The sequence below is a fragment of the Actinoplanes rectilineatus genome (assembly GCF_000962825.1).
GTDB lineage: Bacteria > Actinomycetota > Actinomycetes > Mycobacteriales > Micromonosporaceae > Actinoplanes > Actinoplanes rectilineatus.
In genome coordinates this window covers 1-24,502 of the sequence record NZ_JZKF01000115.1, presented here as the reverse complement: position 1 = coordinate 24,502, position 24,502 = coordinate 1, and the positions used below count along the sequence as shown (strand labels likewise).

The following is a 24,502-nucleotide window of genomic DNA, read 5'->3' as shown; positions in this document are numbered from 1 at the left end:
GCGGCAGCGGCAGCGGCAGCGGCAGCGGCAGCGGCAGCGGCAGCGGCAGCGGCAGCGGCAGCGGCAGCGGCAGCGGCAGCGGCAGCGGTGAACGATGGCACGGCCCGGACGTTCCGCAGCGGCTCGTCGACGCCGGCCGGACCGCCGCTGAACAGTTCATGATCCGCTGGCGGGGTGAGCCGGATCCGCGGCACGTGGCGGCCGTCGACCAGTACTGGATCTGCGCCGCCGAACACGGCATGAACGCATCGACGTTCACCGCGCGGGTGGTCGCCAGCACCGGTGCGGACGCTCCGGCCTGTCTCTCCGCGGCGATCGGCGCACTGTCCGGACCGTTGCACGGCGGTGCCCCCGCACGGGTCCTCGGCATGATCGAGGGGGTCGAGCGGGACGGAGACGCCCGGCGGTACGTCCGCCGGCTCCTCGACGACGGGCAACGGCTGATGGGATTCGGTCACGCGATCTACCGGGCGGAGGATCCCCGGGCACGGATCCTGCGGGAGACCGCGCGGGAACTGGGGGCGGCCCGGTTCGAGGTGGCCCGCGCGCTGGAACTCGCGGCCCTCGCCGAACTGCGGGACCGCAAACCGGACCGGGTGCTGGAGACCAACGTCGAGTTCTGGGCGGCGGTGGTGCTGGACTTCGCCCAGGTTCCGGCGGACATGTTCACGGCGATGTTCGGGTGCGCACGGACGGCCGGGTGGAGCGCGCACATCCTCGAACAGAAGCAGCTGGGGAAGATCATCCGGCCGTCGGCGGACTATGTCGGACCGGGTGCCCGGGACGCGGAGTCGGTGCGGGGCTGGACCGGGGCGACGGCACGTACCGGCCGGACACGCTGACCCGGGGGTGCCGGTCGACCCGTCGTCAGGAGAGGTGGCCGGAGACGCCGCCCGCGGAACCGGACGGCGGCGGGATGCGGTCGACGCCGGCGGCACCACCACACCGGCGTCGCGCGCGGCGAGCCGGGACACGAGTCCCTGGTCGCGCAGCGCGCCGGCCGGTCGGTGACAGCCGGGGACCAGTCCCGGCGAGCGCGGGCGTGACCCGAGATTCGACCGCGCATCGAGAACGGCGATCACCCGGGCAGGGTATGCCTACCGGGCGAGCGCCGCGTACCGCCCGTTGTCGCGCAGCAGCGAGTCGTGCGTACCGGATTCGAGGATCCGTCCGTGGTCGATCACCGCGATCTGGTCGGCGTCGCGGATCGTGGACAGCCGGTGGGCGATCGTCACGGTGGTCCGGCCGACGGCGAGCGCGTCGAAGGCCCGCTGCACCGCCCGTTCGGTCTCGTTGTCGAGGGCGCTCGTCGCCTCGTCCAGCACCAGGATGCGGGGGTCGCGCAGCAGGGTGCGGGCGATGGCGATCCGCTGCTTCTCGCCGCCGGAGAACCGGTGGCCGCGGGAGCCGACCATCGTGTCGTAGCCGTCCGGCAACGACGCCACCAGGTCGTGGATCTGCGCGGCGCGGGCCGCCGTCACGATCTCGTCGTCGGTCGCGTCCGGTTTTGCATAGCGCAGGTTCTCCCGGATCGTGGTGTGCAGCAGGTACGTCTCCTGGCTGACGACGCCCACGATGCCGGCGAGGTCCGCCAGGGACAGGTCGCGCAGGTCGACGCCGTCGATGGTGACGCGGCCGGACGTCGGGTCGTGCAGTCGCGCGATCAACGACGCGATCGTGCTCTTCCCGGACCCGGTCTCCCCCACGAGAGCCAGTGACGATCCGGCGGGCACGTCGAGGCTCACACCCGCGAGGGCGGCCGCGCCGCTCTGCTCGTACGCGAAAGTCACGTCCTCGAAGCGCAGGTGGCCCCGCACCGGATCGAGCCGCACCGGGGTCGCCGGTTCCTTGATCTCGACCGGCAGATCGAGGTATTCGAAGATCCGGTGGAACAGCGCGAGGGACGCGGTGAGCGTGACGCCGACGTCGAGCAGGCTGGTCAGTGGCCGGAAGAGATTGCCCTGCAGCGCCGTGAACGCGACGAGTGTGCCGATGCTCATCGTGCCGGCCGCGAACGGCAGGCCCGCCGCCAGGTAGATCACCGCGGGGATGACCGCGAACACGATGCTCATCGCCGCCATCCGCCAGCGTCCGGCAAGTTCGGAGCGGAGTTCGAGGTCGATCAGCCGGCGGGACGAGTCGGTGAACCGGTCGACCTGCGCGGTGCCGGCACCCATCGTCTTGCTGAGCTGGATGCCGCTGATCGAGAGTCCTTCCTCGATGATGACGTTCAGGTCGGCGAGTTCCCGCTGGCGCTGCGCGGTGATCGTCTGCCGCATCCGCGCGACGCGGCGCGTCCAGTAGATCGCCGGCGGCACCGCGATCAGCGACACCAGTGTCAGCTGCCAGGACAGTGCGGTCATCGCGACCAGCGTGGCGATCACGGTGGTCACGTTGGCGGCGACGGAACTGGCGGTCGACGTGACCACCTGTTGCATGCCACCGATGTCGTTGGTGATGCGCGACTGCACCTCGCCGGTGCGCGTTCGGGTGAAGAACCCGACCGACTGTCGCTGCAGGTGCGCGAACACCGAGGTCCGCAGCCGGTGCATGATCTGCTGACCGACCGATGTGGAGATCCACGTCTGCACGACGCCGAGCGCCGACGTGACAGCCGCGACGGCGACCATGCCGGCCACCAGCCAGATGAGCAGCCGCAGGTCGGACTGCGGCAGCGCGACGTCGATGACCTCGCGCAACAGGAACGGGGAGATCATCGCGACCGCCGAGGAGATCACGATGACGCCCACGACGACGATCAGTTGCCGCCGGTGGCCGGTGAACAGCGCGCCGATGCGGCGCAACGACACGGCCTTGGCCTGCGCCTTCTCCGCGGGGGACACGGTGCGTGCCGCGCCGCGGCGTAGGATTTCCGCCAAATTCACAACCCCTCATGTGTACGAGCCACACCTCCCGCATCGACGGAAGAGGCGGCCGGGAGAGACACTCCCGAAAGCTGAGGTTACCTCAACATGAGGGAGCAACGGTAATCGCTGCTACCGTATTCCCGTGATGCCCGCAGACTCCGGCCCCGACGCCCCGGACACGACACGACCGGACGACGACCTTCGGGCGGACGGGGAGAACGCGGGCCAGGAGAAGGCAGGCGAGGAGAACGCGGGCCGGGAGAACGCGGGCGAGGAGAACCTGGTCGAGGCGTTCTGGGCGGTGGCGCGGCGACTCCGGCACGGCACCCGGGTCGCCCTCGAACCGTGGAGCATCTCGCCGTCGCAGTCGCGGGCGCTCGGCGTGCTCATCCGGCACGGCGAGATGCGCCTCAGCTCCCTCGCCGACCACCTGCGGATCGCGCCGCGGTCCGCCACCGAGGTGGTCGACGGCCTGCAGGAACTCGACCTGGTGGAACGCCGCCCCGACCCGGCCGACCGGCGCGCCGTCCTGGTCGTCCCGACCCCGCACGGCCGGAGCACCGCCGACGCCATCCACCGCGCCCGCGCCGCCGAGGGGGAACGGTTGTTCGCCACGCTCACTCCGGCCGACCGCGCCGACCTGTCCCGCGTCCTGCGCAAGCTCCACGACTGACCGAACCGGAAATCCACCGGTCCGGCAGCGAACGGGACGGCCGGGAACGGGACGGCCGGGAACGGGACGGCCGGGAACGGGACGGCCGGGAACGGGACGGTCAGAGGCGGGACGGGCGGGCCAGCGTCGCCACGCAACACACCGCGGCCGCGGCACAGAACAGCGCCGTGTAGAGCGCGTCCGGTGGCGACGCCAACCCGGCGGACTCCGCCAGCCCCGCCACGGCCAGGGCCGCCACCAGCCAGAAGAAGGCGATCCGGGCCACGTGGCGCAGGGCGGCCCGTTCGGTGCGGACCGGCGGGCGGCCACCGGGCGGGATCCGCAGGGACGCCGCGTAGTCGTCGGCTATCGCGGCCATCGTCTTCGCGTCCGTGGCCCCGCGCATCACCTTCTGCTGGAACGCCAGCGCGGTCGCGGCCTGCGTGTTCGCCGGGTCCACCGTCAACGCGCGCAGCAGAGCCTCGCGGGCGCTGAGCGGGCGCCCGACCGCGAACAGCGCCGCCCCGTAGGTGACGTGCAGGTCCGCGTCGTAGCCGGCCAGTTCCACCGCGATCCGCAGACCGTCGGCGGCTTCGGCGGCCAGGCCCGCGGCCAGTTGCGCCTCGGCGAGGCGCTGGTGCAGGCGCGGGTTGCCCGGGTCGGCGTGGCAGGCCCCGGCGGCCGCGGTGATCGCGTCCGGGTGTTCGCCGAGTTCGCTGGCGGCGAGGCTGGCCCAGTACAGGGTCTCCGCACCGGCCGGGTCGAGCTGGCGGGCGGCGCGGGCTGCGGTCAGGGCGCCGCGGGGGTCACCGAGGTCCAGGCGGGCGCGGGCCATCCGGTGCCAGGCGCCGAGGTTCGCGGGTTCGCGGCCCACGAACGGCGCGAGGAGGGTCTCGGCGCTGCGGGCGCGGCCGCGCGCCAGTAGGGCGTCGGCTTCGGCCAGGACGGGCTCGGTTCGCACAGGGCGTTCATCGGCAGGCCGGGGCGGCCCGTCAGCATCCCCACGGTTGCGCCCGGGTTGCTTCCGGCGGACCGGGAACCGGGAGCACGATCAGCGGTCGCGCAGCTCGTCGCGGTACGTGACCAGCGTGCCGAGCATCCCCTGCAGGAAACGCTCCACCACCAGCAGCTCGTCCGTCCCGAACTGTTCCATCACCGCGTCCGTCCGCGGCGCCATCGGGGTGAAGAACGCCAGCGCCAGGGCCATGCCGGCCTCCCCGTACCGCAGGTGCACCACCCGGCGGTCGGCGCTCTCGCGGGATCGCCGCAGGTGCCCGCCGCGTTCCAGCCGGTCGATCAACGCGGTCGTCGCCCCGGAGGACAGCCCGATCTGTTCGCCGAGCCTGCCGGGGGTCAGGGGTTCGCCGCGCCGTTCGGCGTGCATCACCGCGAGCAGCGCGTGCATGTCGGTGGCGTGCAGACGGTGCCGGCCGGCGAACGCGTGCCCGATGTGCTGCGCCTCGCTGCTGTACGCGTTCAGCAGATCGACGAGTTCGGTGCGCAGTCGTTGCCGTTCTCCGGTCTCCGTGCCTTCCACGATGCCAGTGTTGCAGAAACCGTCCCCCGTCATGAACAATCTCGATCGTAAAGATTCTCTGCCTTGGAGGAATTCATGAGAAGGGCATGGGCGACACTCCTGCTCGCCCTGGTCATAGGCGGGGCGGTGCTGGCCTTTGCCGGTTCGGCGACCACCGACAACGACCCCGCTTCGTCGCTGCCGTCGTCGGCGGAGTCGACCCAGGTCGCCCGGCTGCAGAAGGACCTGCCGTCGGGGCGCACCAACCCGGCGCTGATCGTGATCGCCAAGGACGGTGACACGCTCACCGACGCCGACCTGGCCGCCTTCGGGTCCCTGGGGCAGCCGGTCATCGCGTCGCAGGACCGCAAGGCCGCGATCATCACGGTGCCGCTGGAGGCCACCGGCGAGGCGGCCACCACCATCGCCACCGTCGACGACCTGCGCGCCAAGGCGAGGGCGGCGGCCCCGGACGGCGTGACCGCCCAGGTGACCGGCGGCGCCGGCTTCAGCGCCGACCTGGCGAACAGCTTCAGTGGCGCCAACACCCGGCTGCTGATCGTCACCGTGCTGGTGGTGACGGTGCTGCTGCTGGCCACGTACCGCAGCCCGGTGCTCTGGATCGTGCCCCTGGTCGTGGTCGGCCTGGCCGATCAGCTCGCCGCCAAGGCCATCGCGCTGTTCTCCCAGCACACCGACCTGGCGATCAACGGCTCGACCACCGGCATCGTGACCGTGCTGGTGTTCGGCGCGGGCACCGACTACGCCCTGCTGCTGATCTCCCGGTATCGCGAGGAGCTGCACCGGCACGAGGACCGCCTCGAGGCGATGCGCCGGGCACTGAAGGGCGCCGGGCCGGCGATCCTGGCCAGCGCGGGCACCGTGATCCTGGCGCTGCTCACCCTGCTGCTCGCCAGCCTGCGCAGCAACGCGGCGCTCGGCGTCACCGCGGCCGTCGGCGTCGCCATCGCCGCACTGTTCGCGCTGGTCGTGCTGCCGGCCGCGCTGGTGGTCTGCGGCCGCGGCCTGTTCTGGCCGTTCATCCCGCGCGTCGGCGGGCACGGCGCGGAGGACGGCCGCGGCTTCTGGGGGCGGGTCGGCCGTACGGTCGTGCGCCGTCCCGTCCTGGTCACCGTACTGTCGGTCGCCGTGCTGGGCCTGCTCTCGCTCGGCGGCCTGGGCACCAAGGTCGGTCTGTCGCAGACCGAGCAGTTCCGGGTGCAGGCCGAGTCGGTCGCCGGCCTGGAGACGCTGAGCCGGTATTTCCCGGCCGGTGCCGCCGGGCCCGCCGTGGTGCTGACCGAACCGGCCAAGGCGCAGCAGGTACTGGCCGCCGTCACCGAGACGCCCGGGGTGGCGCAGGCCCGAATCGGCGAGCAGAACGCCGAGCTGGTCAGCATCAGCGCGGTGCTGCAGGCCGCCCCGGACACCGCGGAGGCGTTCGCCGCGATCCGCGACCTGCGGGAGCGCCTCGACGGTGACGCCCTGGTCGGCGGCACGGTGGCGACCGCCCTGGACAGCCGGGACGCGGCCCGCCGCGACCTGGTGGTGATCGTCCCGGTGATCCTGGCGGTGGTGCTGCTCGTGCTGATCCTGCTGCTGCGGTCCCTGGTGGCGCCGCTGCTGCTGATGGTCACGGTGGTGCTCAGCTTCGCCGCGTCGCTGGGCGCCGGATCGTGGCTGTTCCGCACCGTGCTGGATTATCCGGCGCTGGACAACGCGGTGCCGCTGTTCAGTTTCCTGTTCCTGGTGGCGCTCGGCGTGGACTACAACATCTTCCTGGTGACCCGGGCCAAGGAGGAGACGCCGGCACGCGGCACCAAGGAGGGCATGGTGCACGCGCTGGCGGTGACCGGCGCGGTCATCACCAGCGCGGGCATCCTGCTCGCGGCGGTGTTCGCGGTGCTCGGCGTGCTCCCGGTGGTGACCCTGACCCAGATCGGGATCATCGTCGGCATCGGGGTGCTGCTGGACACGCTGCTGGTGCGTACCGTGCTGGTCCCGGCCCTGGCCACCCTCACCGGTGACCGGTTCTGGTGGCCGGGGAAGGTCGCCCGCGGGTCATGAGGTCAAGGGCACCCCGGCGAACGGGATCGCCGACGCCGCGGTGCCCTTCTCCCCCGCCGGATGCCGCCACACGCCGCGACGGCGCAGTTCCGGCAGCACGCCCTCGCCGAACCAGTACGCCTCCTCCAGGTGCGGGTAGCCGGAGAGGATGAACTCGTCGATGCCGAGCGCCGCGTACTCCTCGATCCGGTCCGCGACCTCGGTGTGGCTGCCGACCAGGGCGGTGCCCGCGCCGCCGCGGACCAGGCCGACACCGGCCCACAGGTTCGGGGAGACGACCAGGCCGTCGCGGTTGCCGCCGTGCAGGTCGAGCATCCGGCGCTGGCCCTCGGACTCGCTGCGCCGCAGGCCGGCCTGCACCGCGGCGATGTCGTTCTCGGACACGTTGCGCAGCAGCCGGGACGCCTCCGCCCACGCCGCCCCGGCCGTGTCGCGGGTGATCACGTGCAGCCGGATGCCGAAGCGCATGCCCGGTTTCAACGACCGGATCCAGGCCAGCTTCTCCGCCACCTGTTCCGGCGGCTCCCCCCAGGTCAGGTAGACGTCGGCGTGCTCGGCGGCGACCGGTCCGGCGGCCTTCGACGAGCCGCCGAAGTAGATGGCCGGCGGCACCTCCGGGATCCGGGACAGCCGGGCATCCTCGACCTTCACGTGCTCGCCGTCGGCGGTCACCGTCTCGCCGCGCAGCAGCGCCCGGACCACGCCCAGGAACTCGCCGGTCCGGGCGTACCGGGCGTCCTTGTCCAGGAAGTCGCCGTACTGCCGCTGTTCGTGCGACTCGCCGCCGGTCACCACGTTGAGCAGCAGCCGGCCACCGGAGAGCCGCTGGAAGGTGGACGCCATCTGCGCGGCGAGCGTCGGCGAGATCAGGCCGGGGCGGAACGCCACCAGGAACTTCAGGCGTTCGGTGACCTCGGTGAGCATCGCGGTGGTCAGCCAGGCGTCCTCGCACCAGGCGCCGGCCGGGGTGAGCGCGCCGACGAACCCGAGTTGCTCGGCGCTGCGGGCGATCTGCCCGAGGTAGCCGATGGTCAGCGGCCGCACCCCGCCGGCCGAGCCGACCGGCGTGCCGTGACCGCCGCCCACGATGTCGCGGCTGTCGCCGTTGGTGGGGAGAAACCAGTGGAAGTCCATGCCGTAAGGCTATCTACAAGTCCTATGGAATCGATAGGATCTCAGCCCATGAGCGAGAGTCGATACGACATTCGTCGATTCCATGACTTCCTGGCCGGCCGCACGCGGGGCTTCACCCGCCGCGACCTCCTCACCATCACCGCCGCGGCCCTTCTACCGGGTACGCCTGACGTGAGCACCGTGGCGGACGGCCCGATCGTCAAGCCGCTGCCACCGGAACTGTTCCGCAGCCTGGGGACGAACGCGGAGACCCGCTGGTCGGCGCTGAAGGACCAGGGCTACTACGTGCCGGTCGACCGGTTCTTCGTCCGCAACCACACCAGCACCCCCGCCATCGACGCGGACACCTGGTCGCTGAAGGTCACCGGCACCGGGCTGCGCGGCGGCCCGGTCCACTACAGCCTCGACGACCTGCGGCGCTTCCCGTCCGAGACGCGGGCCGTCGCGGTCGAATGCGCCGGCAACGGGCGCGGCTACTACACCACCCAGCAGGGCCAGACCGTCTCCGGCACCGCCTGGCAGCTCGGCGCGGTCGGCGTCGCCCGGTGGCGGGGCGTCCGGCTGTCCACGGTGCTGCGGCACGCCGGCATCAGCCGGGCCGCCGTCGACGTCCAGCCGTCCGGGCTGGACGCGAACTTCGTCAGCGGCGGCGTCGACCTGGGGCCGGTACGCCGCCCGTTCCCGGTCGCCAAGGCCTTCGACGACGTGCTCCTGGCGTACGAGATGAACGGCGAGCCGCTCCCGCCCGACCACGGCTTCCCGGTCCGGGTCCTGGTCCCCGGCTGGATCGGCATCGCCTCGATCAAATGGGTGGGCACCCTCGAGGTGTCCGCCGAACCGCTGTTCAGCCCCTGGAACACCCAGTTCTACCGGCTCTTCGGTCCCGAGTTCCCAGCCGAGGGCGTGCCGATCGACGAGCAGGTCGTCAAGTCCGCCTTCGAACTGGACCCCGGCGCCACCGTCCCGGCCGGCACGACCACCCGCCTGACCGGCCGCTCCTGGTCGGCGCACGGCCCGATCCGCCGCGTCGACGTCAGCACCGACGGCGGCGCCACCTGGCGGCGGGCCCGGCACTACGGCGACACCCCCGGCGGCGTCTGGCAACGCTGGGAACTCGACTGGAAACCCGCGGCGGGCACCCACGAACTGCTGGCCCGCGCCACCGACGTGCACGGCAACTCCCAGCCCGACACGGCCACCTACAACACCCTCGGCTACCTGTTCGACGCCGTCGTCCGCGTCCCGGTCACCGCCGCCTGACCGACCCGGCTAATCCGTTTGGCGTCCCTCCCGGCCGGTGGCTAAGGTCCGACCACCGCGTCCACGTTGGGAGATGTCCCCATGCCCGCAACCGGCTCACGCTGGAGCCCGGAGTTCGACGGCCGCCGCCGCGTCCGCATCAGTGACCTGATCGAGGCGGATCTGCTACGCCCCGGTCAGACACTGTTCTACCGACAGCGCCGCGGTGAGGCGCCCCACGAGGCGGTGGTCACCGAACGGGGACGGCTGCGGCTGCCCGACGGGCGCGAGTTCGACACACCATCGGGCGCCGGCACCGCAGTGAGCCGGATCAGCGCGGTGCCCGGCTGGGCAGCCTGGCGTCTCGAACCTGACGGCACCTCCCTGCACGAACTGCGGGCCCGTCTGCTCGGCCAGGCCGCCACCGCACCAGCGGACCCGGCGAGCGACGACCTCCCGGGGTTCCTGCAGCTTGCGCGGGAGTCCGCCGTCGCCAACGACCCGTATTCGCTCATCCTGCGGGACCTGCTCACCAAGTGGGGCGCCGACAGCCTCGACCGGGACGTCATCAGCCGGATCATGGTTGACCTCGGCAACGCCGGCCTGACCACCGAACCCGACTTCCGGGCGGTGGGCCCCGACCGGACTCTGCGCCTGATCCTGCCCCGCAACGATGAGGGCGCTGAGGAGGAAGACGACGACGCCCGCGACATCGGGCTGACCCTGGGCCATCTGGTCAGCACGAAAGCCCCGCTCCTCGCAATCTCCCCCTCCGACGGCCTGGCGAAGGCCCGCACCCAGATGGAGATCAACGACTATTCGCAGCTGCCGGTACTGGTCGACCCGTACACCCTGGACGGCGTGGTGAGCTGGAAGACGATCGGCCGATGGCACCGGCCGTCGATCGAAACCCCGGCGCTCAGCGACGTCATCAGCCGCGAGGTCCGGATCTTCGGTTACGACGTGCTGCTGCGCGATGCCCTCGACGCTCTGAAGACCGACGATTTCATCCTCGTCCGCGATTACGACCGGCAGATCATCGGAATCATCACCCCTGCCGACGTCGTGGAGACCTACGACAGCACGACGACGCCGTTCATCCTGATCGGTGAAGTCGATCAGGAACTGCGGCAGATCCTGCGGAACACCTTCAATCTGCCCGCCGTCCGGCGCGTCTGCGGAAACTCGGGAATCACGTCGTTCGACAAACTGACGATGTTCCACTACGAGACCCTGCTCAACGACCCGGAGTGCTGGGCGGAACTCAACTGGGGACTCGACCGAGAGGCGGTCACCAGGCGCCTCAGCGAACTCCGCCGGATCCGCAACCGGGTGATGCACTTCAACGCGGATCTGGTGTCGACCGAGGAGGTCCATATGCTGCGGAACTTCCTGACCATGCTCCGGCGCTACGCCAAGTGACGGCTGATCTCTTTTCGCGTACCCGCAGAAGAGAACGACCGATCGGCAGGGCGGGAGAAGGTCGCGCTCCGTGGACAATCCTGTTCGGATAGTCGTTATGCTCGGTCGACGTGCCGAGCCGGGAGGCCATGATGACGGACAACGGCGTGCCGCACTCGGCGCGGGTGTGGAACCACTGGCTCGGTGGCACGGACAACTACGAGGTGGACCGGCGGGTCGGTGACGAGTTCGCGGCGCTCTACCCGGACATCACGCTGGTGGCGCGGCACTCGCGGGCGTTCCTCGGACGGGCGGTGACCGTGCTGGCCGCAGAGGAGGGGATCCGGCAGTTCCTCGACGTGGGCACCGGCATCCCGTCGGCGGACCACACCCACCAGGTCGCGCGGGCGGCGGCACCGGACGCGCGGGTGGTCTACGTCGACAACGATCCGCTGGTGGTGGCGCACGCGCGGGGCCTGCTCGACGGGGGCGACGACGGCGTCGCGTTCCTGGAGGCCACCCTGCACGAGCCGGCGGCGATCCTGGCCGGAGCCGGGCAGACCCTCGACCTGGGGCTGCCGGTGGGGCTGATCCTGATGAACATCCTCGGGCACGTGCCCGGCCGGGAACAGGCCGCCGGGCTGGTCCTGGAGCTGCTCGCCGGGTTGCCGTCCGGGAGTTTCCTGGTCACCGCGGACGGCACCGACGTGATCGACGGCCCGGCGTTCACCGAGGCCATCGGGGTGTGGAACGCGAACGCGCCACTCGGCTACCACCTGCGCCACCCCGAGGAGCTGGCCGGCTTCCTGGACGGGCTGGACCTGCTGGAACCCGGCCTGGTGCCGTGCTCGCAGTGGCGGCCCACGCCGGACGCGGCCGGCGACGACGTGCGCGCGGTCGACGAGTTCGGGGCCGTGGCCCGCAAACCCTGAGCCGCGTTTCCGGGCTTCGCGGAACCTCATGCCGGGCCGGGGCGGGCCGATCCTTGCGACGGCCCACCCCGACGATCCCCGCTTGAGGTCTGCATGTCCGTTCTGACCCGGCCCACCGCGCTGCTGGCCGGACTCTCCGTGGCGGTCACACTCGTCGCCGCACCGGGCGCCGCCCACGCCGCCGACGCCACCACGACGCTGACCGCCGCCCAGATGACCGCCGCGATGTCGACGGTGCAGGCCGCCACCACCGCGGCGTCCGCGGCCGGCTGGAAGTCCACATCCGACTACCACGGGGCGATCTCCGGGGGCGCGTCGATCGCCGTCGACCCGGTCGACCGGCGGCTCGCCTTCCACGTCGACACCGACCTCGTCATGTTCGACACCGTCTTCGCCCAGGGCAGCGGCTTCTACCAGCGGACGGACGACTCCGACGTCAGCGCCGCCCTGAAGATGATCGGCAAGCCGGCGACGACGTACGTGTTCACCGCGGACAGGCGGTCCACGCTCCAGCAGGTCGCCGCGGACTACTCGATGAACCCGTCGACGATGACGGTCGAGTACGCCAAGCTGGCCGCGACGAAGACCACCCACGACGACGGCTCGGCGGACTACCGGGTCACCGACCCGGACGGCGTGCAGATCACGCTGGCGGTCACCGCGGAGAACCGGCTGAGCGGGATGAGCGCCGCCATGTCCGGGATGAGCGTGTCCTACCTGTTCGGATACGGGCGGCAGCAGCTGACGGTCCCGTCCGCGGCGCAGACCGTGAGCGCGGCGGCGATCGGCACCGCCACCACCTACCTGGCGATGAACGCCACGGTCAAGCAGGTGGCCACCGACGGGGCGACCGCCACCCGGAACGCCGCGAAAGGCGGGACCGTCGCGGTCGCGAGGCTGCGCGAACTGGTCCGTCAGGAGGCTGCCGCGGAGAACCGGGCCAGCGGCGTCACCATGATCAAGGTCAAGAACGTGACCGGCGGGGCGAAGGTGTGGGCCACCAACCCGTGGACGAAGAAGACCGTCGCGTACACCGTCAAGGCCTCCGGCCGGAAGGTCACGGTGCGCAAGGTCTGAACCCCGGGGCCGGGCGCGTCCACGCCCGGCCCCGGGGTTCAGACCGGCTGTTCGGCGCGGATCGCGTGGCCCACCTCGGTCCGCAGGGCGGCGAACTCCGGCAGGCCGCGCAGTTCGTCGGCGGGCACCCCGGCGCGGGGCAGGCCGATCGGCAGGTCCAGGGCGATCCGGCCCGGGCGCGGGGTGAGCACCACGACCCGGCTGCCCAGGTAGACCGCCTCGTCCACGCTGTGCGTCACGAACACGCAGGTGCGGCCGGTCTCCGCGCTCACCCGCCGCAGGTCCTCCTGCAGGCGTTCCCGGGTGAGCGCGTCCAGGGCGGCGAACGGCTCGTCCAGCAGCAGAAGCGGGTTCTCCACGGCCAGGGCCCGGGCGATCGCCACCCGCTGCTGCTGGCCGCCGGAGATCTGCCAGGTGCGGCGGTGCGCCACGTCGCGCAGGCCGACCTGGGCGAGCAGTTCGTCGATGCGGGCGGCGGTCGGGGTGAGGCCCGCGTACTTGAGGGCCAGTGCCACGTTGCCGCCGACGGTCTTCCACGGGAACAGCCGCGGCTGCTGGAACACCAGTCCCGCTCCCCGGCCGGGTTCCGGGGCCTGCCCGGCCACCGTGACCGTTCCCGAGGTGGGCCGTTCGAAGCCCGCGATCAGGCGCAGCAGGGTGCTCTTGCCGCACCCGGACGCGCCGACCAGGACCAGGAACTCACCGGACCGGACCGACAGGTCGATCGGGCCGACCGCTTCCACGTCCCCGTAGTCATGGCGGAGCCCGCCGACGGTGATGGCGTCAGCCGAGGACATCGGGCAGCCCTTTCACGTAGACGGCCTTCTGCACGTCGGCCAGCGCCGGCACGGCGTCGATCTTCTGCTGGGACTTGAGGAACTCGGCAGCGCTCACCAGGTTGTCGGCCAGCTTGCCGACGTCGCCCTCGGTGCCCAGCCACTCCGGCGAGGAGATGTCGGCCGGTTTGAGGAAGACGCCCTGGGAGAGCTGCCCGGCCGCCTCGTCGGCGGTCAGGTTCAGCTCGGCGCCGACCGCCTTCGCGGCGGCGGCCGGGTCGGACGCGATGATGTCCAGGGCCTGCGCCTCGGCCTTACGCCAGGCGTCGACCGCTTCCGGGTGGGCGTCGGCGAACGCGGTGGACACCACGCCCAGGTCCAGGGTGGGTTTGCCGCCGGCGGCCAGTTCCCGGCTGGTGATCAGCACCTTGCCGGTCTTCTTCAGCTCGTCGAGCGAGGGCAGCCAGCTGTACGCGGCGTCGATGTCGCCCCGGGTCCAGGCGGCGAGGATGTCCTGCGGCTCGAGGTCGACGATGGTCACCTCGGTCTCGGCGATCCCGGCCGCGGCGAGGGCCGACAGCAGGCTGTAGTGGGCGGTGGACGCGAACGGCGTGGCCACCTTCCTGCCGCGCAGCCCGGCCACGTCGGTGACGCCCGTGCCGTTGCGGGCCACCAGCGCCTCGTTGTCCCCGGCGACGTCGAGGACGAACGCCACCTGGTACGGGATGTTCAGCGGCGCGGACAGTCCGCGGGCCACCGGGCTGGACCCGATCGCGGCGATGTCCAGGCTCTTGGCGACGAACGCGGTGTTGATGCTCGCGCCGGAGTCGAACTTGGTCCAGGTGATCTCGTAGTCGGGCAGTGCCTTCTCCAGCAGGCCCTGATTCTTGACGATCAGGTCGCCGCTGGGGAAGGCCTGGAAGGCGATCCGGATGCTCTTGCTCTCCGGGTCGGCGCCACCGCTGGCGGCGCCGTTGCCGCAGGCGGCGGTGAACAGCAGAACGGAGGCGGAGGCCAGGGCAAGCAACTTCTTCACGGGGTGTGTTCCTATCTAGGCGCGGCCGCGCCACGGGATCAGCCGGTTCTCGGCGGACCGCAGCAGGGCGTCGATGAGCAGGCCGGACAGTCCGATGGCGAACAGGCCGAGGACCACCACGTCGGTCTGGGAGTAGCGCTGGGCGTCGCGGATCATGCCGCCGATCCCGGGGACACCGTTGATGGTCTCGGCGGCCACCACCGACGAGTAGGCCACCCCGACCGCCAGCCGGATCCCGGTGAAGATCTCCGGCAGGGCGCTGGGCAGGACCACGTCGCGGACCGTCGCCCAGCGTCCGGCGCCCAGTGCCCGGGCGGCCTCGACCAGCCCGGTCGGTGCGCCGTGCACCGCGGCGGCGGTGGCCACCGCGACCGGCGGCAGCGCGGCGATCGAGAGCAGCCACAGTTTCGGGGTCTCGTCGATGCCGAACCAGATGATGAACAGGCTGAAGTAGGCCAGCGGGGGCAGCGCCCGCACGAACGTGACGACCGGTTCGGTGACCACCCGCAGCCAGCCGATCGTGCCCATCAGCACGCCGAGCAGCAGGCCGCCGGCCACGCCGATCACCGAGCCGACGGCGATCCGGCGCAGGCTCACGCCGAGGTGCTCGATCAGCAGGTGACCGCTGTATCCGCGTACCCCGTCATGGGTGGTCGAGGTGGTGATCAGCTGGTGCCAGACCGCGGCGGGTGACGGGATGAAGGCCGGGTTGCGCATGATCCGCGCGGTGACCTCCCAGAGCAGGTAGAGGGCGACCAGCGCGATCAGGCGCAGGGCCAGGCGGCGGCGCAGGCCGCCGCCGGGCGCGAGCGGGGCGCCGGCCTGCACGCCGGGTGTCCCGGCGGCGGGTGGCGCGGGGGCTACGGAGGTGACCATCGGAATCTCCTGGCAGCGGCAGGCATGAATACCCGCTATTCCTATCTCATCTATGGGGTTAGAGGCAATGCCTCAACAGAGTCAACGATGTGTTTAAACATATATAGCCGGTAGGTCTTGAGGTAATTGAGGTCCGCTGCCTAGCGTTCGGTCCGTGAGCCTGCTGTCAACACACCGGCCGGGGAACGCCGCCACCGGCGACGATGCCCTCGTCGTGGTCCCCGCCCGCCACCCGTGGCGGTGGGTCGCCACCGGCCTCGTCCTGATCGTCCTCGCCCAGTTCGTCCACGGCCTGGTCACCAACCCGGGCTGGGACTGGCCGGCGTTCGCCGGGTACTTCCTGGAGAAGTCGATCGTCGAGGCCCTGCTGCTCACCATCGGACTGACCGCCGCCGGCGCGGTACTCGGCTTCCTCGGCGGCATCCCGCTCGCCGCGATGCGACTGTCGCGCAACCCGGTGCTCGCCGCGGTCTCCTGGACCTACATCTGGGTGTTCCGCAGCGTGCCCCTGCTGGTGCAACTGCTGTTCTGGGCCAACCTCGGCTACCTCTACGAGAGCCTGCAGTTCGGCATCCCGTTCGGACCCGGGATCTCCTTCCCGACGACCGGACTGATCAGCTCGTTCGGCGCCGCGCTGATCGGCCTGGCCCTGCACGAGGCGGCCTACGCCGGCGAGATCATCCGGGCCGGCCTGCTCTCGGTCGACCACGGACAGCACGAGGCCGCGGCCGCGCTCGGCATCCCCCGCACCCGCCAGTTCTGGCGGATCGTGCTGCCCCAGGCGATGCGGGCGATCCTGCCCAACGCCGCGAACCTGCTGGTCAACCTCCTGAAGAGCACATCCATCGTGTACGTGCTGGCGATCGGTGAACTGTTCTACCAGGTGCAGGTGGTCTACGGACGGACCGGTCGCGTGGTGCCGCTGCTGATGGTCGCCACCGTCTGGTACGTCATCCTCACCGCCGCCCTGTCGGTCCTGCAGTACTACACCGAACGCCACTTCGCCCGCGGCGCGGTCCGCGCCCTGCCGCCGACACCGTTCCAGCGACTGCGGAGGGCCCTGCGATGACGACCCCGATGGTGGAGATCTCCGGTGTACACAAGTCGTTCGGCAGCACTGCGGTGCTGCGCGGCATCGACCTGACCGCGCGGGCCGGCACGGTCACCGTGATCCTCGGGCCGTCCGGCTCCGGCAAGTCGACCCTGCTGCGCTGCGTCAACCACCTGGAGAAGGTGGACCGCGGCCTGGTCCGCGTCGACGGTGAGCTGATCGGATACCGCCGGACCGGGGACCGGCTGCACGAACTGAGCGAACGGCAGATCCTGCGCCAGCGCGCCGGGATCGGGTTCGTGTTCCAGAACTTCAACCTCTTCCCGCACCTCACGGCGCTGCAGAACGTCGCGGAAGCGCCCATCTCGGCCCTGGGACGACCACCATCACGGGTGTACGCACGAGCGCACGAACTGTTGGAGCGCGTCGGGCTCGGGGACCGTGGTGACGCGTACCCGCGACAGCTCTCCGGCGGGCAGCAGCAACGGGTGGCGATCGCCCGTGCCCTGGCGCTGGACCCGAAACTGATCCTCTTCGACGAGCCGACGTCCGCCCTGGATCCGGAGCTGGTCGGCGAGGTGCTCGACGTGCTGCGCGACCTGGCCCGTGACGGCACCACGATGATCGTGGTCACGCACGAGATCGGGTTCGCGCGGGAGGCCGCCGACACGGTCGTCTTCCTGGACGAGGGACGCGTCGTCGAACAGGGCCCGCCGGCCGAGGTGCTCGACCGGCCCCGCCACGAGCGGACCCGGGCGTTCCTCTCCAAGGTCCTGGTCTGAACCCCTGATCCGAACCCCGCACCCTCCGCGGGGAGGCCTGATCTGAACCCCGCACCCTCCACGGGGAGGGGAGCATCCTATCGACGCGAAACGGGAGCCGTCATGCGTACAAAATGGGTATTGCCCTTGGTAGTGGCCTTGAGCCTGACCGCCTGCGCCGCGCCCGAAGAGGAGAATCGAGGCGCGGCCGCGGCCGGCGATCCCTCCGCGGTCGCCGCCGTCTCCATCAACGACAGCCCGGACCAGAACCGGATCATCCCGGCGAAGGACGACACCGTCGCTGCCCTGCTGCCACCGGAGAAGGCCGCGGCCGGGAAGCTGGTGATCGGGGTGGGCGCGGCCGGAGCCGGATTCCCGCCGCTGGCCTTCGCCGCCACCGACAACAAGACGCTGATCGGCAACGAACCGGACGTCGCGGTGGCGATCGCCGGGATCCTCGGCCTGGAACCGGTCCTGGAGAACACCTCCTGGGAGAACCTGTTCATCGGCCTGGACAGTGGCAGGTTCGACCTGGGCGCCTCCAACATCACGGTCACCGAGGAGCGCAAACTCAAGTACGACTTCGTCACCTACCGCCTGGACAACCTGGCCTGGCTGGCCAAGAAGGGCGCCGGGGTGACGATCACCGAGCCGGCCGACATCGCCGGCAAGAAGGTCGCGGTCGGCTCCGGCACCAACCAGGAGAAGATCCTGGTCGAATGGGCCGAGGAGGTGAAGAGGGCCGGCCTGCCCGAGGTCGAGATCAAGTACTACCAGACCAACCAGGCGACGTTCCTGGCGCTCGGCTCCGGACAGATCGACCTGTACCTGGGCCCGAGCCCGGCCGCCGCCTACCAGGTGGCGACCACCGGCACCAGCGAGATCGTCGGCACCTACTCCGGCGCCGGCGCCGACCTCCAGGGCAAGATCGCGCTGACCACGAAGAAGGACAACGGACTGATCGAGGCCTACGCCGCCGCTCTCGACAAGCTGATCGAATCCGGTGACTATGCCAAGATCCTTCAGCGATGGAACCTGACGAACGAAGCAGTCGACAAGGCCGAGGTGAACCCGCCGGGCCTGCCTCTCGAGGCGAAATGACCCGCTCGCCGGCGGTTCTCTCCGGTGACGCGCTGCTGGACAACCCCGGCTGGCACTCGCTGGCCGGGGCGCACGCCCGGTTCGCCGAGGTGCACGGCGGCGCCGCCCGCTACCAGCCGGACGTGTCGCCGATCCACGCACTGTCCGACGCCTCCTCCCCCGAGTCGTGGGAGTCCCTCAAGGGGCTGATCCCGGTCGGCGGCTCGACGTTCATCCCCGCGGCCGGGGCGGTGCCCCGGCCCGGCTGGGAGGTGGAGTTCAGCATCCCCGGGGTGCAGCTCGTGGACGTGGCACTGGCCGCCGGACCGGACCCGTCGGCGGTCCGGCTCGGCGCCGCCGACGTGCCGGAGATGCTCGATCTGGTGGCGCGGACCAAGCCCGGGCCGTTCGAGAACCGGACCGTGGAACTGGGCACCTACCTGGGCCTGCGGGACGAGTCGGGTGCCCTGATCGCGATGGCCGGCGAGCGGATGCACCCGCCGGGCTGGACCGAGATCAGCGCGGTCTGCACCGATCCGGGCCATCGCGGCAAAGGGCTGGCCACCCGCTTGATCCGGGCGGTGGCCGCCGGCATCCGGGAACGCGGCGAGACCCCGTTCCTGCACACCGGCGCATCCAACACCACGGCGATCCGCCTGTACGAGGCGATCGGCTTCACCCTGCGACGGACGATCGACTTCACCGGATACCGCCGGGTCTCCTGACCGGGCGGCACCCGGCCATCTCAGATCACCGGGACGGCCGCGGGCTCGAGCAGCCCGCGATCGCCGTCGTAGCCCCCCGCGATGGCGTTCACGACATCCGTGTGCGGCGTGCCGAGGCCGGGGGCGCTCACCTCGTCGAGCCGGCGGAGCTGATCCGCGTCGAGTGCGAGATCGAGCGACCCCAGGTACTCGTCCAGCTGCGCCGTCGTGCGAGGCCCGACGATCGGGATCAACGCGGTGGCCGACGAGGCGGCGCGGCCCCGCAACCAGGCGAGGGCGACACGAGCCGGGCTGGTGCCGATCTCCGTCGTGATCGCGAGCAGTTCGTCGACGATCCGGGTACGCCGGCCCGTCGTCTCGCCCGCGTCACCCCGCGCACTCAGCCGGCCTGTTCCGCCGCGCCGGTACTTACCGGTGAGGAGTCCGCCGGCCAGCGGCGAGTACAGCAGCGCGCCGACTCCGTACGCCTCGGCCATCGGAAGGAGTTCCCGCTCGGCCGAGCGCTCCGCCAGGCTGTACTCGGTCTCGATCCCGACCGGCGGAGCCGACCCCTGCAGCCCGGCGCGAACCGCCGCCGCCGACACCCGCCATGCGGGGAAGTTCGACAGGCCGCCATAGCGGATCTTGCCGGAGCGCACGAGGTCGTCCAGGCCCGCGAGGATCTCGTCGACCGGAGTCGTCCCGTCCGGCAGGTGCGCCATGAAGAGGTCGACGTGGTCGGTCCTCAGCCGTCGGAGGCTCGCCTCGATCGAGCGCATCATGATCTTTCGACTGTTGCCGGAGACGGTCGGGCGTGCCGCCCGGTCCCGCGTCGCCCCGTACTTGGTGATCACGACGAACTCGTCGCGGCGGCCGTCGAGCAGCTCCCCGAGTATCGATTCCGCCTGACCACCCTGGTAGATGTCAGACGTGTCGATCGTGGTGCCGCCCGCCGCGGCGAACGCCTCGAAGATCTCCCGCGCTCCCGCGGCGCCGGTGCTGACGTCCGAGACGCCGAAGTTCGCGGTGCCCAGGGCGTACTCGGAAACGCGCAGACCGGTCAGTCGGCCGAACGTTCGGTAATGCATGTCGGCTCCTACATCCTCATCGGGCGGTACGCTGGGGAGCGTATCCAAAATAAAAGGAGTACTCGCTCTTTATGCCGAAGGTCACTCAGGCCCATCGCGATGCTCGACGGCAGCAGATCGTGGACGCCGCGCGAGCCCGGTTCGCCAGCCACGGCTTCGCCCGCACGTCGATGGCCGACATCATCCTCGAGTCCGGGCTCTCCAACGGGGCCATCTACCGGTACTTCACCAGCAAGGACCAGATCGTCGTCGCCGTCTGCGAACAGGGCACCGAGGCGCTGCCCAAGGCGCTCACCGCCGAGGCCGTGTCCGGGTTCCTCGATCACGTTCGCGCCCGGGCACTGGAGAACCAGCACGCCCAGCTGGTGGCGCAGATCTACGCGGAAGCCGCGGTATCACCCGCACTGGCGGCCGTGGTGCAGCGACAGCTCGCAGCGTCACGGGCAGCGATCGCCGAGTTGGTACCGGACGCCCAGCGCCCCCGGGCCGGCCAGATCGCCGAGGCGTTCGTCGCCCTCTCCGCAAGCTACGTCCAGCAGCTGGCGGTACGCGGTGATCTCGACCCCGCGCCCTTCACCGCAGCCCTGATGGCGATCGTCGAGGGCTGACGAACCCGCCGGAAGACGGCCGGCCATTGCCGCGGAAGAGAGAGCGATCCCTCTTTATTATCATGACACCCTGGGCGGTCGTCCACGCGGGAACGACCGCCCGGCATGCCGGGCACCACTCAGAGCCTGGCCGCCTCGGCCGGCTGCTTGGTGGAGTCGCGGATGCCACGCAGGGCCGGCGAGAGGGCCGCCGCGATCCCCAGGAACACCAGCACCACCACCATCGCGCCACGCAGCCCGTAGTGCTCGCCGAGGAAACCCAGCGACGGCGGGCCGACCAGGAAGGCCAGGTAACCGACGGTCGCAACCAGCGACACCCGGGCCGTCGGATCGTCACCGGAGTCCCCGGCCGCGGACAGCGCGACCGGGAAGCCGAGCGCCGCGCCGAGCCCCCAGAGCAGTACCGCGACCGCCGCGACCACCTGGCTGTCCACCGCGATCACCAGGGCCAGGCCGACGCCGCCGATCACCGCGCTCGCCCCGAGGACGGCGGCCCGGCCGAACCGGTCCAGGAACCAGTTCCCGCCGAAACGCCCGATCGTCATCGCCGCCGCGAACACCGCGTAGACGGCCGAACCCCAGGCCGGGTCGAACCCGTGCCCGTCCACCATGATCAGCGGCAACCAGTCGTTGGCCGAACCCTCGGCCAGGGCCATGCCGAGCACGACCACACCGATCGCCAGCAGCCGGGTGTCGCGCCAGACCGGTGCACCCCGGCCCTCCTCGGCGACACCGCGGTCCCGGGTCTCGCGGCCGACCCCGGCGGGCAGCTGCCTCAGGGCCACGATCACCACCGGCAGGCCGATGGCACCGACCAGCAGCAGGTGCCAGGTGACCGGGAACGCGGCCGCGGTCAGCAGCATGCCGGCCACCGCGCCGACGACCGTGCCGAGGCTGAAGAAGCCGTGCAGGGTGGGCAGCACCGGGCGTTCGACGATCCGCTCGACGTCGGCGCCCTCGATGTTCATCGCCACCTCGCCGCCGCCCATGCCCAGCCCGAAGAAGAACAGGCCGGCCGCGACCAGCGGGCTCTGCGAGACCGCGGCGCCCAGTCCGATGAGCGGGACGCTGATCAGGGTGGCGAGCGAACCCGCGACCACGACCGGGCGGGTGCCGAACCGGGTGACGAACGCACCGGAGCTGAGGATGCCGACCATCGAGCCCGCGGAGAGGCCGAACAGCACCAGCCCCATCTCGGCGGTCGACGCGCCGAGCAGGTCCCGGATCGCCGGGGTCCGGGTCACCCAGGACGCGATGGCGACGCCGGGGACGAAGAAGAGCGCGAACAGCGCGGCGCGCCGGCGTGCGGTGGCTCGGTCCATGAAGCTTCCTCTCTTGGTGCGTACAAACGTACACACTTGGAGGTGGCCCCTACAATGGGCCGCAACCGGCGAGGAGGATCACATGGGCGGGCCGAGACGGGTGGCCAACGACCCGTTACGCAAACAGCGCATCCTCGACGCCGCCCAGGCCGTGATCGCCGAACACGGCGTACACCGGACCACACACCGGCGCATCGCCGAAACGGCCGGTGTGCCGCTGGGCTCGCTCACCTACCATTTCGGCAGCCTCGACGACATCCTCGAACAGGCCTTCCTCGCCCTCGCCGCGACGATGTCCGAGCACTACGCGGCGGCGCTGTCCGGCGCACCGGACCAGCAGGCGGCCTGCGTCGCGGTGACCGACCTGATCTGCGGCGACGAGTACGCGACGACCCGCGAACTGACGCTGATCCACGAGATGTACTCGTACGCCAACCACAGCGAACCGGTCGCCGACGCCTGCCGCCAGTGGATGGTCCGCAGCCGCACCAGCCTGTCGCTGCACTTCCCGGACCGGGCGTGCCGGGCGATCGACGCACTGATCGAGGGCTGGCCGATCCACCGGGCGTTCGAACGCGAGCCGCTGGACCGTGACCTGGTTCTGGCGACGATCACGGCGGTCGCCGAGCGGGTCCGGTAAACCGCTTGCGGCGCGGCCGGTGGGCCGGTAGAAATCGTGCGGCTCTGTTCGGCCGTGTTCACAGCCGAAGTCGGCCCTGAAGACCGGAAGTCGGCCCGAAGACCGGAAGTCGGCACAGAAGAGAGGAGGAGGACAACCCATGTATCCCGTACGTCCTCTCGTAGGAGAACGCTGTGACTCTCGTCCTTCGCCCGATCACCGGGCCTGACGAACTCGATCTGTTCAACTCCCTCCCCTACCTCCTCAACACCGAGGTGGCCGACGACCTGACCGCGGGCCGGCGCCATCCGCACTGGCTGTGGGTTGCTCTGCGCGACGGCCGGGTGGTCGCTCGGGCGGGCTGGTGGTCCCGCGCCCACGACCCGGCGCCGGCGCTCCTGGACATCTTCGACGTCGCCGATTCCGCACCCGCTGCCCCGGGCGGCACCGCGCACCCCGACACCGCGCACCCCGACACCGCGCACCCCGACACCGCGCACCCCGACACCGCGCACTCCGACACCGCGCACTCCGACACCGCGCACTCCGACACCGCGCACTCCGACTCCCCGCACCCCGACACCGCGCACCACGGCTCCGCCGCCGCCGCAACCCGATCCGGTCCGGCCTCCGACACCACGCGATCCGGCTCGGGTGCCGACGCCGGCCGGTTTGATCAGGCTGCCGATGCACTCGAGTTGCTGCGGGTCGCGACGGCTGAGGTCGTGCCCGCGGAGACCACGCCGCCGCAGCACACCCGCTATCTCCCACCCGACTGGCGCAACCATGAGCGCCACCGCCGCCCGATGGAGATCCTCGAACAGGCGGGCGCGAAAGTCTTCGTCGAACGCCTGCGCCTGGAGTGGCTTCCCCAATCTCCGGTCCCGGTCGCCTCGGACCGGTTGACGTTCCGGCCGCCCCGCGACGCCGACGAACTGATCGGCCTGATGACCCAGGTCCTGGACGGCACCCTCGACACCCACAGCCGCGACGAGTTGCGCCGGATGTCCGCCCACGAGTCGGCGACCGGCCAGTACCACTCGGAGCTGGAACGCTACGCCACCCCCCACGACTGGTGGCGGATCGGCGTCCTGCCGTCCGGCGAACCGGTCGGCTTCGTGATCCCGGCGCACAACGGCTACAACCCGCTCATCGCCTACATCGGGGTGGTCCCCGCCCACCGCGGCAAGGGTTATGTCGCCGACCTCCTGGCAACCGGCACCGCCCTGCTGGCCGCCGAGAACATGCCCCGGGTCCGAGCCGCCACCGACGTCGGCAACACCCCGATGGCGGCGGCCTTCGCCCGGGCCGGCTTCCGAGTCTTCGAACGCCAGATAGACATGACCTGGTAACTCGCAGCCCCACCCGCCCCTGCCCTCGACCAGCCGCCTACCGCGCCCGCCATTCCGGACCCCGCCCCCCGCGCCAAGATCATGATCGCTGGCCGCAGTCGCTGACTCGGACCGCTGACCGCTGACCCTGGACTGGCAACCTCGGACGGCGATCTGCACCGGCAGGCTCGGACGGCGATCTCGGAGGGCGGGCCGGGGAGAGCTGATCTCGGAGGGCAGCTCTCGGCCGTCGACCCCTTGCCTCTGCGGAACGTGTCAAGATTTTTGAGGCGGGTTGATCACGGATTCTTTGAGTGAATCTGCTGGTCAGCCTGGTTCTCTGCGGGCGGGTTGATCCATGCCGC

General features: G+C 71.1%; 23 protein-coding genes. 14 read left to right on the top strand and 9 right to left on the bottom strand.

Translation table 11 applies throughout. The features are described from left to right. Positions 1 to 842 (top strand): citrate synthase (locus tag WH85_RS42220; protein WP_157411567.1); only part of this gene is annotated, 842 nt, incomplete at its 5' end. Positions 843 to 1,097: 255 nt separating this feature from the next. Here the strand turns inward: WH85_RS42220 and WH85_RS42215 are convergent. Next, the gene (locus WH85_RS42215) at positions 1,098 to 2,843 is read right to left on the bottom strand and encodes an ABC transporter ATP-binding protein (protein WP_211275615.1); all 1,746 of its coding nucleotides are present in this window, start codon (positions 2,841 to 2,843) and stop codon (positions 1,098 to 1,100) included. Positions 2,844 to 3,012: 169 nt separating this feature from the next. On the opposite strand from WH85_RS42215, the gene WH85_RS42210 reads away from it, so the two are divergent. Beyond that, positions 3,013 to 3,540 (top strand): MarR family transcriptional regulator, encoded by a 528-nt coding sequence (locus tag WH85_RS42210; protein WP_083449690.1) that lies wholly within the window; start codon positions 3,013 to 3,015, stop codon positions 3,538 to 3,540. A 100-nt stretch (positions 3,541 to 3,640) separates the two neighbouring features. On the opposite strand, the gene WH85_RS42205 is transcribed toward WH85_RS42210, so the two are convergent. Further along, on the bottom strand, positions 3,641 to 4,480 hold the full coding sequence (locus WH85_RS42205; protein ID WP_045747803.1) for a tetratricopeptide repeat protein: 840 nt from the start codon (positions 4,478 to 4,480) through the stop codon (positions 3,641 to 3,643). Between the two features lie 90 nt (positions 4,481 to 4,570). Next, positions 4,571 to 5,089 carry a MarR family winged helix-turn-helix transcriptional regulator gene (locus WH85_RS42200; protein WP_045747802.1) on the bottom strand — a complete coding sequence of 173 codons (519 nt, stop codon included), beginning with the start codon at positions 5,087 to 5,089 and terminating at the stop codon, positions 4,571 to 4,573. Between the two features lie 42 nt (positions 5,090 to 5,131). On the opposite strand from WH85_RS42200, the gene WH85_RS42195 reads away from it, so the two are divergent. Beyond that, entirely contained in the window at positions 5,132 to 7,102 is a 1,971-nt protein-coding gene (locus tag WH85_RS42195; RefSeq protein ID WP_045747808.1) for an MMPL family transporter, read from the top strand. Here WH85_RS42195 and WH85_RS42190 read toward each other — a convergent pair. Then, positions 7,097 to 8,236 carry an LLM class flavin-dependent oxidoreductase gene (locus WH85_RS42190; protein WP_045747801.1) on the bottom strand — a complete coding sequence of 380 codons (1,140 nt, stop codon included), beginning with the start codon at positions 8,234 to 8,236 and terminating at the stop codon, positions 7,097 to 7,099. The two genes, WH85_RS42195 and WH85_RS42190, sit on opposite strands and share 6 nt — an antisense overlap. A gap of 48 nt (positions 8,237 to 8,284) precedes the next feature. On the opposite strand from WH85_RS42190, the gene WH85_RS42185 reads away from it, so the two are divergent. The 4 genes from WH85_RS42185 to WH85_RS42170 all read left to right on the top strand — a co-directional run bounded on the left by WH85_RS42185 (position 8,285) and on the right by WH85_RS42170 (position 12,885). Then, entirely contained in the window at positions 8,285 to 9,496 is a 1,212-nt protein-coding gene (locus WH85_RS42185; RefSeq protein ID WP_211275614.1) for a sulfite oxidase, read from the top strand. 81 nt (positions 9,497 to 9,577) lie between these two features. Next, a complete protein-coding gene (locus WH85_RS42180) occupies positions 9,578 to 10,897 on the top strand; it encodes a restriction system modified-DNA reader domain-containing protein (RefSeq protein WP_045747799.1) in 1,320 nt (439 codons plus the stop codon). Positions 10,898 to 11,028: 131 nt separating this feature from the next. Then, positions 11,029 to 11,808: an SAM-dependent methyltransferase gene (locus WH85_RS42175; RefSeq protein WP_045747807.1), complete on the top strand. Its 780-nt coding sequence runs from the start codon at positions 11,029 to 11,031 to the stop codon at positions 11,806 to 11,808. Positions 11,809 to 11,901: 93 nt separating this feature from the next. Next, positions 11,902 to 12,885, top strand: a complete 984-nt coding sequence (locus tag WH85_RS42170; protein WP_045747798.1) for a hypothetical protein — start codon at positions 11,902 to 11,904, stop codon at positions 12,883 to 12,885. A 38-nt stretch (positions 12,886 to 12,923) separates the two neighbouring features. Here the strand turns inward: WH85_RS42170 and WH85_RS42165 are convergent, their stop codons facing one another. Genes WH85_RS42165 through WH85_RS42155 form a run of 3 tightly spaced genes read right to left on the bottom strand, consistent with a single transcriptional unit; the run spans position 12,924 to position 15,573 of the window. After that, positions 12,924 to 13,682: an ABC transporter ATP-binding protein gene (locus WH85_RS42165; RefSeq protein WP_045747797.1), complete on the bottom strand. Its 759-nt coding sequence runs from the start codon at positions 13,680 to 13,682 to the stop codon at positions 12,924 to 12,926. After that, a complete protein-coding gene (locus WH85_RS42160; RefSeq protein ID WP_083449689.1) occupies positions 13,669 to 14,697 on the bottom strand; it encodes a taurine ABC transporter substrate-binding protein in 1,029 nt (342 codons plus the stop codon). The genes WH85_RS42165 and WH85_RS42160 overlap by 14 nt, the downstream gene beginning before the upstream one ends. Positions 14,698 to 14,712: 15 nt before the next feature. Next, positions 14,713 to 15,573 (bottom strand): ABC transporter permease, encoded by an 861-nt coding sequence (locus tag WH85_RS42155; RefSeq protein WP_045747795.1) that lies wholly within the window; start codon positions 15,571 to 15,573, stop codon positions 14,713 to 14,715. 154 nt (positions 15,574 to 15,727) lie between these two features. On the opposite strand from WH85_RS42155, the gene WH85_RS42150 reads away from it, so the two are divergent. The 4 genes from WH85_RS42150 to WH85_RS42135 all read left to right on the top strand — a co-directional run bounded on the left by WH85_RS42150 (position 15,728) and on the right by WH85_RS42135 (position 19,190). Beyond that, positions 15,728 to 16,642 carry an amino acid ABC transporter permease gene (locus WH85_RS42150; protein WP_045747794.1) on the top strand — a complete coding sequence of 305 codons (915 nt, stop codon included), beginning with the start codon at positions 15,728 to 15,730 and terminating at the stop codon, positions 16,640 to 16,642. Then, positions 16,639 to 17,406: an amino acid ABC transporter ATP-binding protein gene (locus WH85_RS42145; RefSeq protein WP_083449688.1), complete on the top strand. Its 768-nt coding sequence runs from the start codon at positions 16,639 to 16,641 to the stop codon at positions 17,404 to 17,406. Before WH85_RS42150 ends, WH85_RS42145 begins: the two co-directional genes overlap by 4 nt. Positions 17,407 to 17,526: 120 nt before the next feature. Further along, complete coding sequence (locus tag WH85_RS42140) at positions 17,527 to 18,486, top strand: ABC transporter substrate-binding protein (protein ID WP_245674332.1); 960 nt, start codon at positions 17,527 to 17,529, stop codon at positions 18,484 to 18,486. Then, on the top strand, positions 18,483 to 19,190 hold the full coding sequence (locus WH85_RS42135) for a GNAT family N-acetyltransferase (protein ID WP_045747792.1): 708 nt from the start codon (positions 18,483 to 18,485) through the stop codon (positions 19,188 to 19,190). Before WH85_RS42140 ends, WH85_RS42135 begins: the two co-directional genes overlap by 4 nt. Before the next feature lie 20 nt (positions 19,191 to 19,210). On the opposite strand, the gene WH85_RS42130 is transcribed toward WH85_RS42135, so the two are convergent. Beyond that, positions 19,211 to 20,257 carry an aldo/keto reductase gene (locus WH85_RS42130; protein ID WP_045747791.1) on the bottom strand — a complete coding sequence of 349 codons (1,047 nt, stop codon included), beginning with the start codon at positions 20,255 to 20,257 and terminating at the stop codon, positions 19,211 to 19,213. 71 nt (positions 20,258 to 20,328) lie between these two features. Between WH85_RS42130 and WH85_RS42125 the strand changes: the two genes are divergently transcribed. Next, entirely contained in the window at positions 20,329 to 20,865 is a 537-nt protein-coding gene (locus WH85_RS42125) for a TetR/AcrR family transcriptional regulator (RefSeq protein WP_045747790.1), read from the top strand. A 119-nt stretch (positions 20,866 to 20,984) separates the two neighbouring features. Here WH85_RS42125 and WH85_RS42120 read toward each other — a convergent pair whose 3' ends face one another. Next, positions 20,985 to 22,187: an MFS transporter gene (locus WH85_RS42120; RefSeq protein WP_045747789.1), complete on the bottom strand. Its 1,203-nt coding sequence runs from the start codon at positions 22,185 to 22,187 to the stop codon at positions 20,985 to 20,987. Between the two features lie 82 nt (positions 22,188 to 22,269). Here WH85_RS42120 and WH85_RS42115 point away from each other — a divergent pair, with 82 nt between their 5' ends. Both WH85_RS42115 and WH85_RS53495 read left to right on the top strand, forming a co-directional pair. Beyond that, a complete protein-coding gene (locus WH85_RS42115) occupies positions 22,270 to 22,827 on the top strand; it encodes a TetR/AcrR family transcriptional regulator (RefSeq protein WP_045747788.1) in 558 nt (185 codons plus the stop codon). Positions 22,828 to 23,000: 173 nt separating this feature from the next. Further along, positions 23,001 to 24,158, top strand: a complete 1,158-nt coding sequence (locus tag WH85_RS53495; protein ID WP_052721202.1) for a GNAT family N-acetyltransferase — start codon at positions 23,001 to 23,003, stop codon at positions 24,156 to 24,158. Positions 24,159 to 24,502 lie beyond the last annotated feature (344 nt).

Coding starts and splice junctions, on each gene's coding strand:
- WH85_RS42210 (WP_083449690.1), top strand. CDS start 3,013: ATGCCCGCAGACTCCGGCCCCGACGCCCCGGACACGACACGACCGGAC.
- WH85_RS42200 (WP_045747802.1), bottom strand. CDS start 5,089: ATGACGGGGGACGGTTTCTGCAACACTGGCATCGTGGAAGGCACGGAG.
- WH85_RS42195 (WP_045747808.1), top strand. CDS start 5,132: ATGAGAAGGGCATGGGCGACACTCCTGCTCGCCCTGGTCATAGGCGGG.
- WH85_RS42190 (WP_045747801.1), bottom strand. CDS start 8,236: ATGGACTTCCACTGGTTTCTCCCCACCAACGGCGACAGCCGCGACATC.
- WH85_RS42185 (WP_211275614.1), top strand. CDS start 8,285: ATGAGCGAGAGTCGATACGACATTCGTCGATTCCATGACTTCCTGGCC.
- WH85_RS42180 (WP_045747799.1), top strand. CDS start 9,578: ATGCCCGCAACCGGCTCACGCTGGAGCCCGGAGTTCGACGGCCGCCGC.
- WH85_RS42175 (WP_045747807.1), top strand. CDS start 11,029: ATGACGGACAACGGCGTGCCGCACTCGGCGCGGGTGTGGAACCACTGG.
- WH85_RS42170 (WP_045747798.1), top strand. CDS start 11,902: ATGTCCGTTCTGACCCGGCCCACCGCGCTGCTGGCCGGACTCTCCGTG.
- WH85_RS42165 (WP_045747797.1), bottom strand. CDS start 13,682: ATGTCCTCGGCTGACGCCATCACCGTCGGCGGGCTCCGCCATGACTAC.
- WH85_RS42155 (WP_045747795.1), bottom strand. CDS start 15,573: ATGGTCACCTCCGTAGCCCCCGCGCCACCCGCCGCCGGGACACCCGGC.
- WH85_RS42145 (WP_083449688.1), top strand. CDS start 16,639: ATGACGACCCCGATGGTGGAGATCTCCGGTGTACACAAGTCGTTCGGC.
- WH85_RS42135 (WP_045747792.1), top strand. CDS start 18,483: ATGACCCGCTCGCCGGCGGTTCTCTCCGGTGACGCGCTGCTGGACAAC.
- WH85_RS42130 (WP_045747791.1), bottom strand. CDS start 20,257: ATGCATTACCGAACGTTCGGCCGACTGACCGGTCTGCGCGTTTCCGAG.
- WH85_RS42125 (WP_045747790.1), top strand. CDS start 20,329: ATGCCGAAGGTCACTCAGGCCCATCGCGATGCTCGACGGCAGCAGATC.
- WH85_RS42120 (WP_045747789.1), bottom strand. CDS start 22,187: ATGGACCGAGCCACCGCACGCCGGCGCGCCGCGCTGTTCGCGCTCTTC.
- WH85_RS42115 (WP_045747788.1), top strand. CDS start 22,270: ATGGGCGGGCCGAGACGGGTGGCCAACGACCCGTTACGCAAACAGCGC.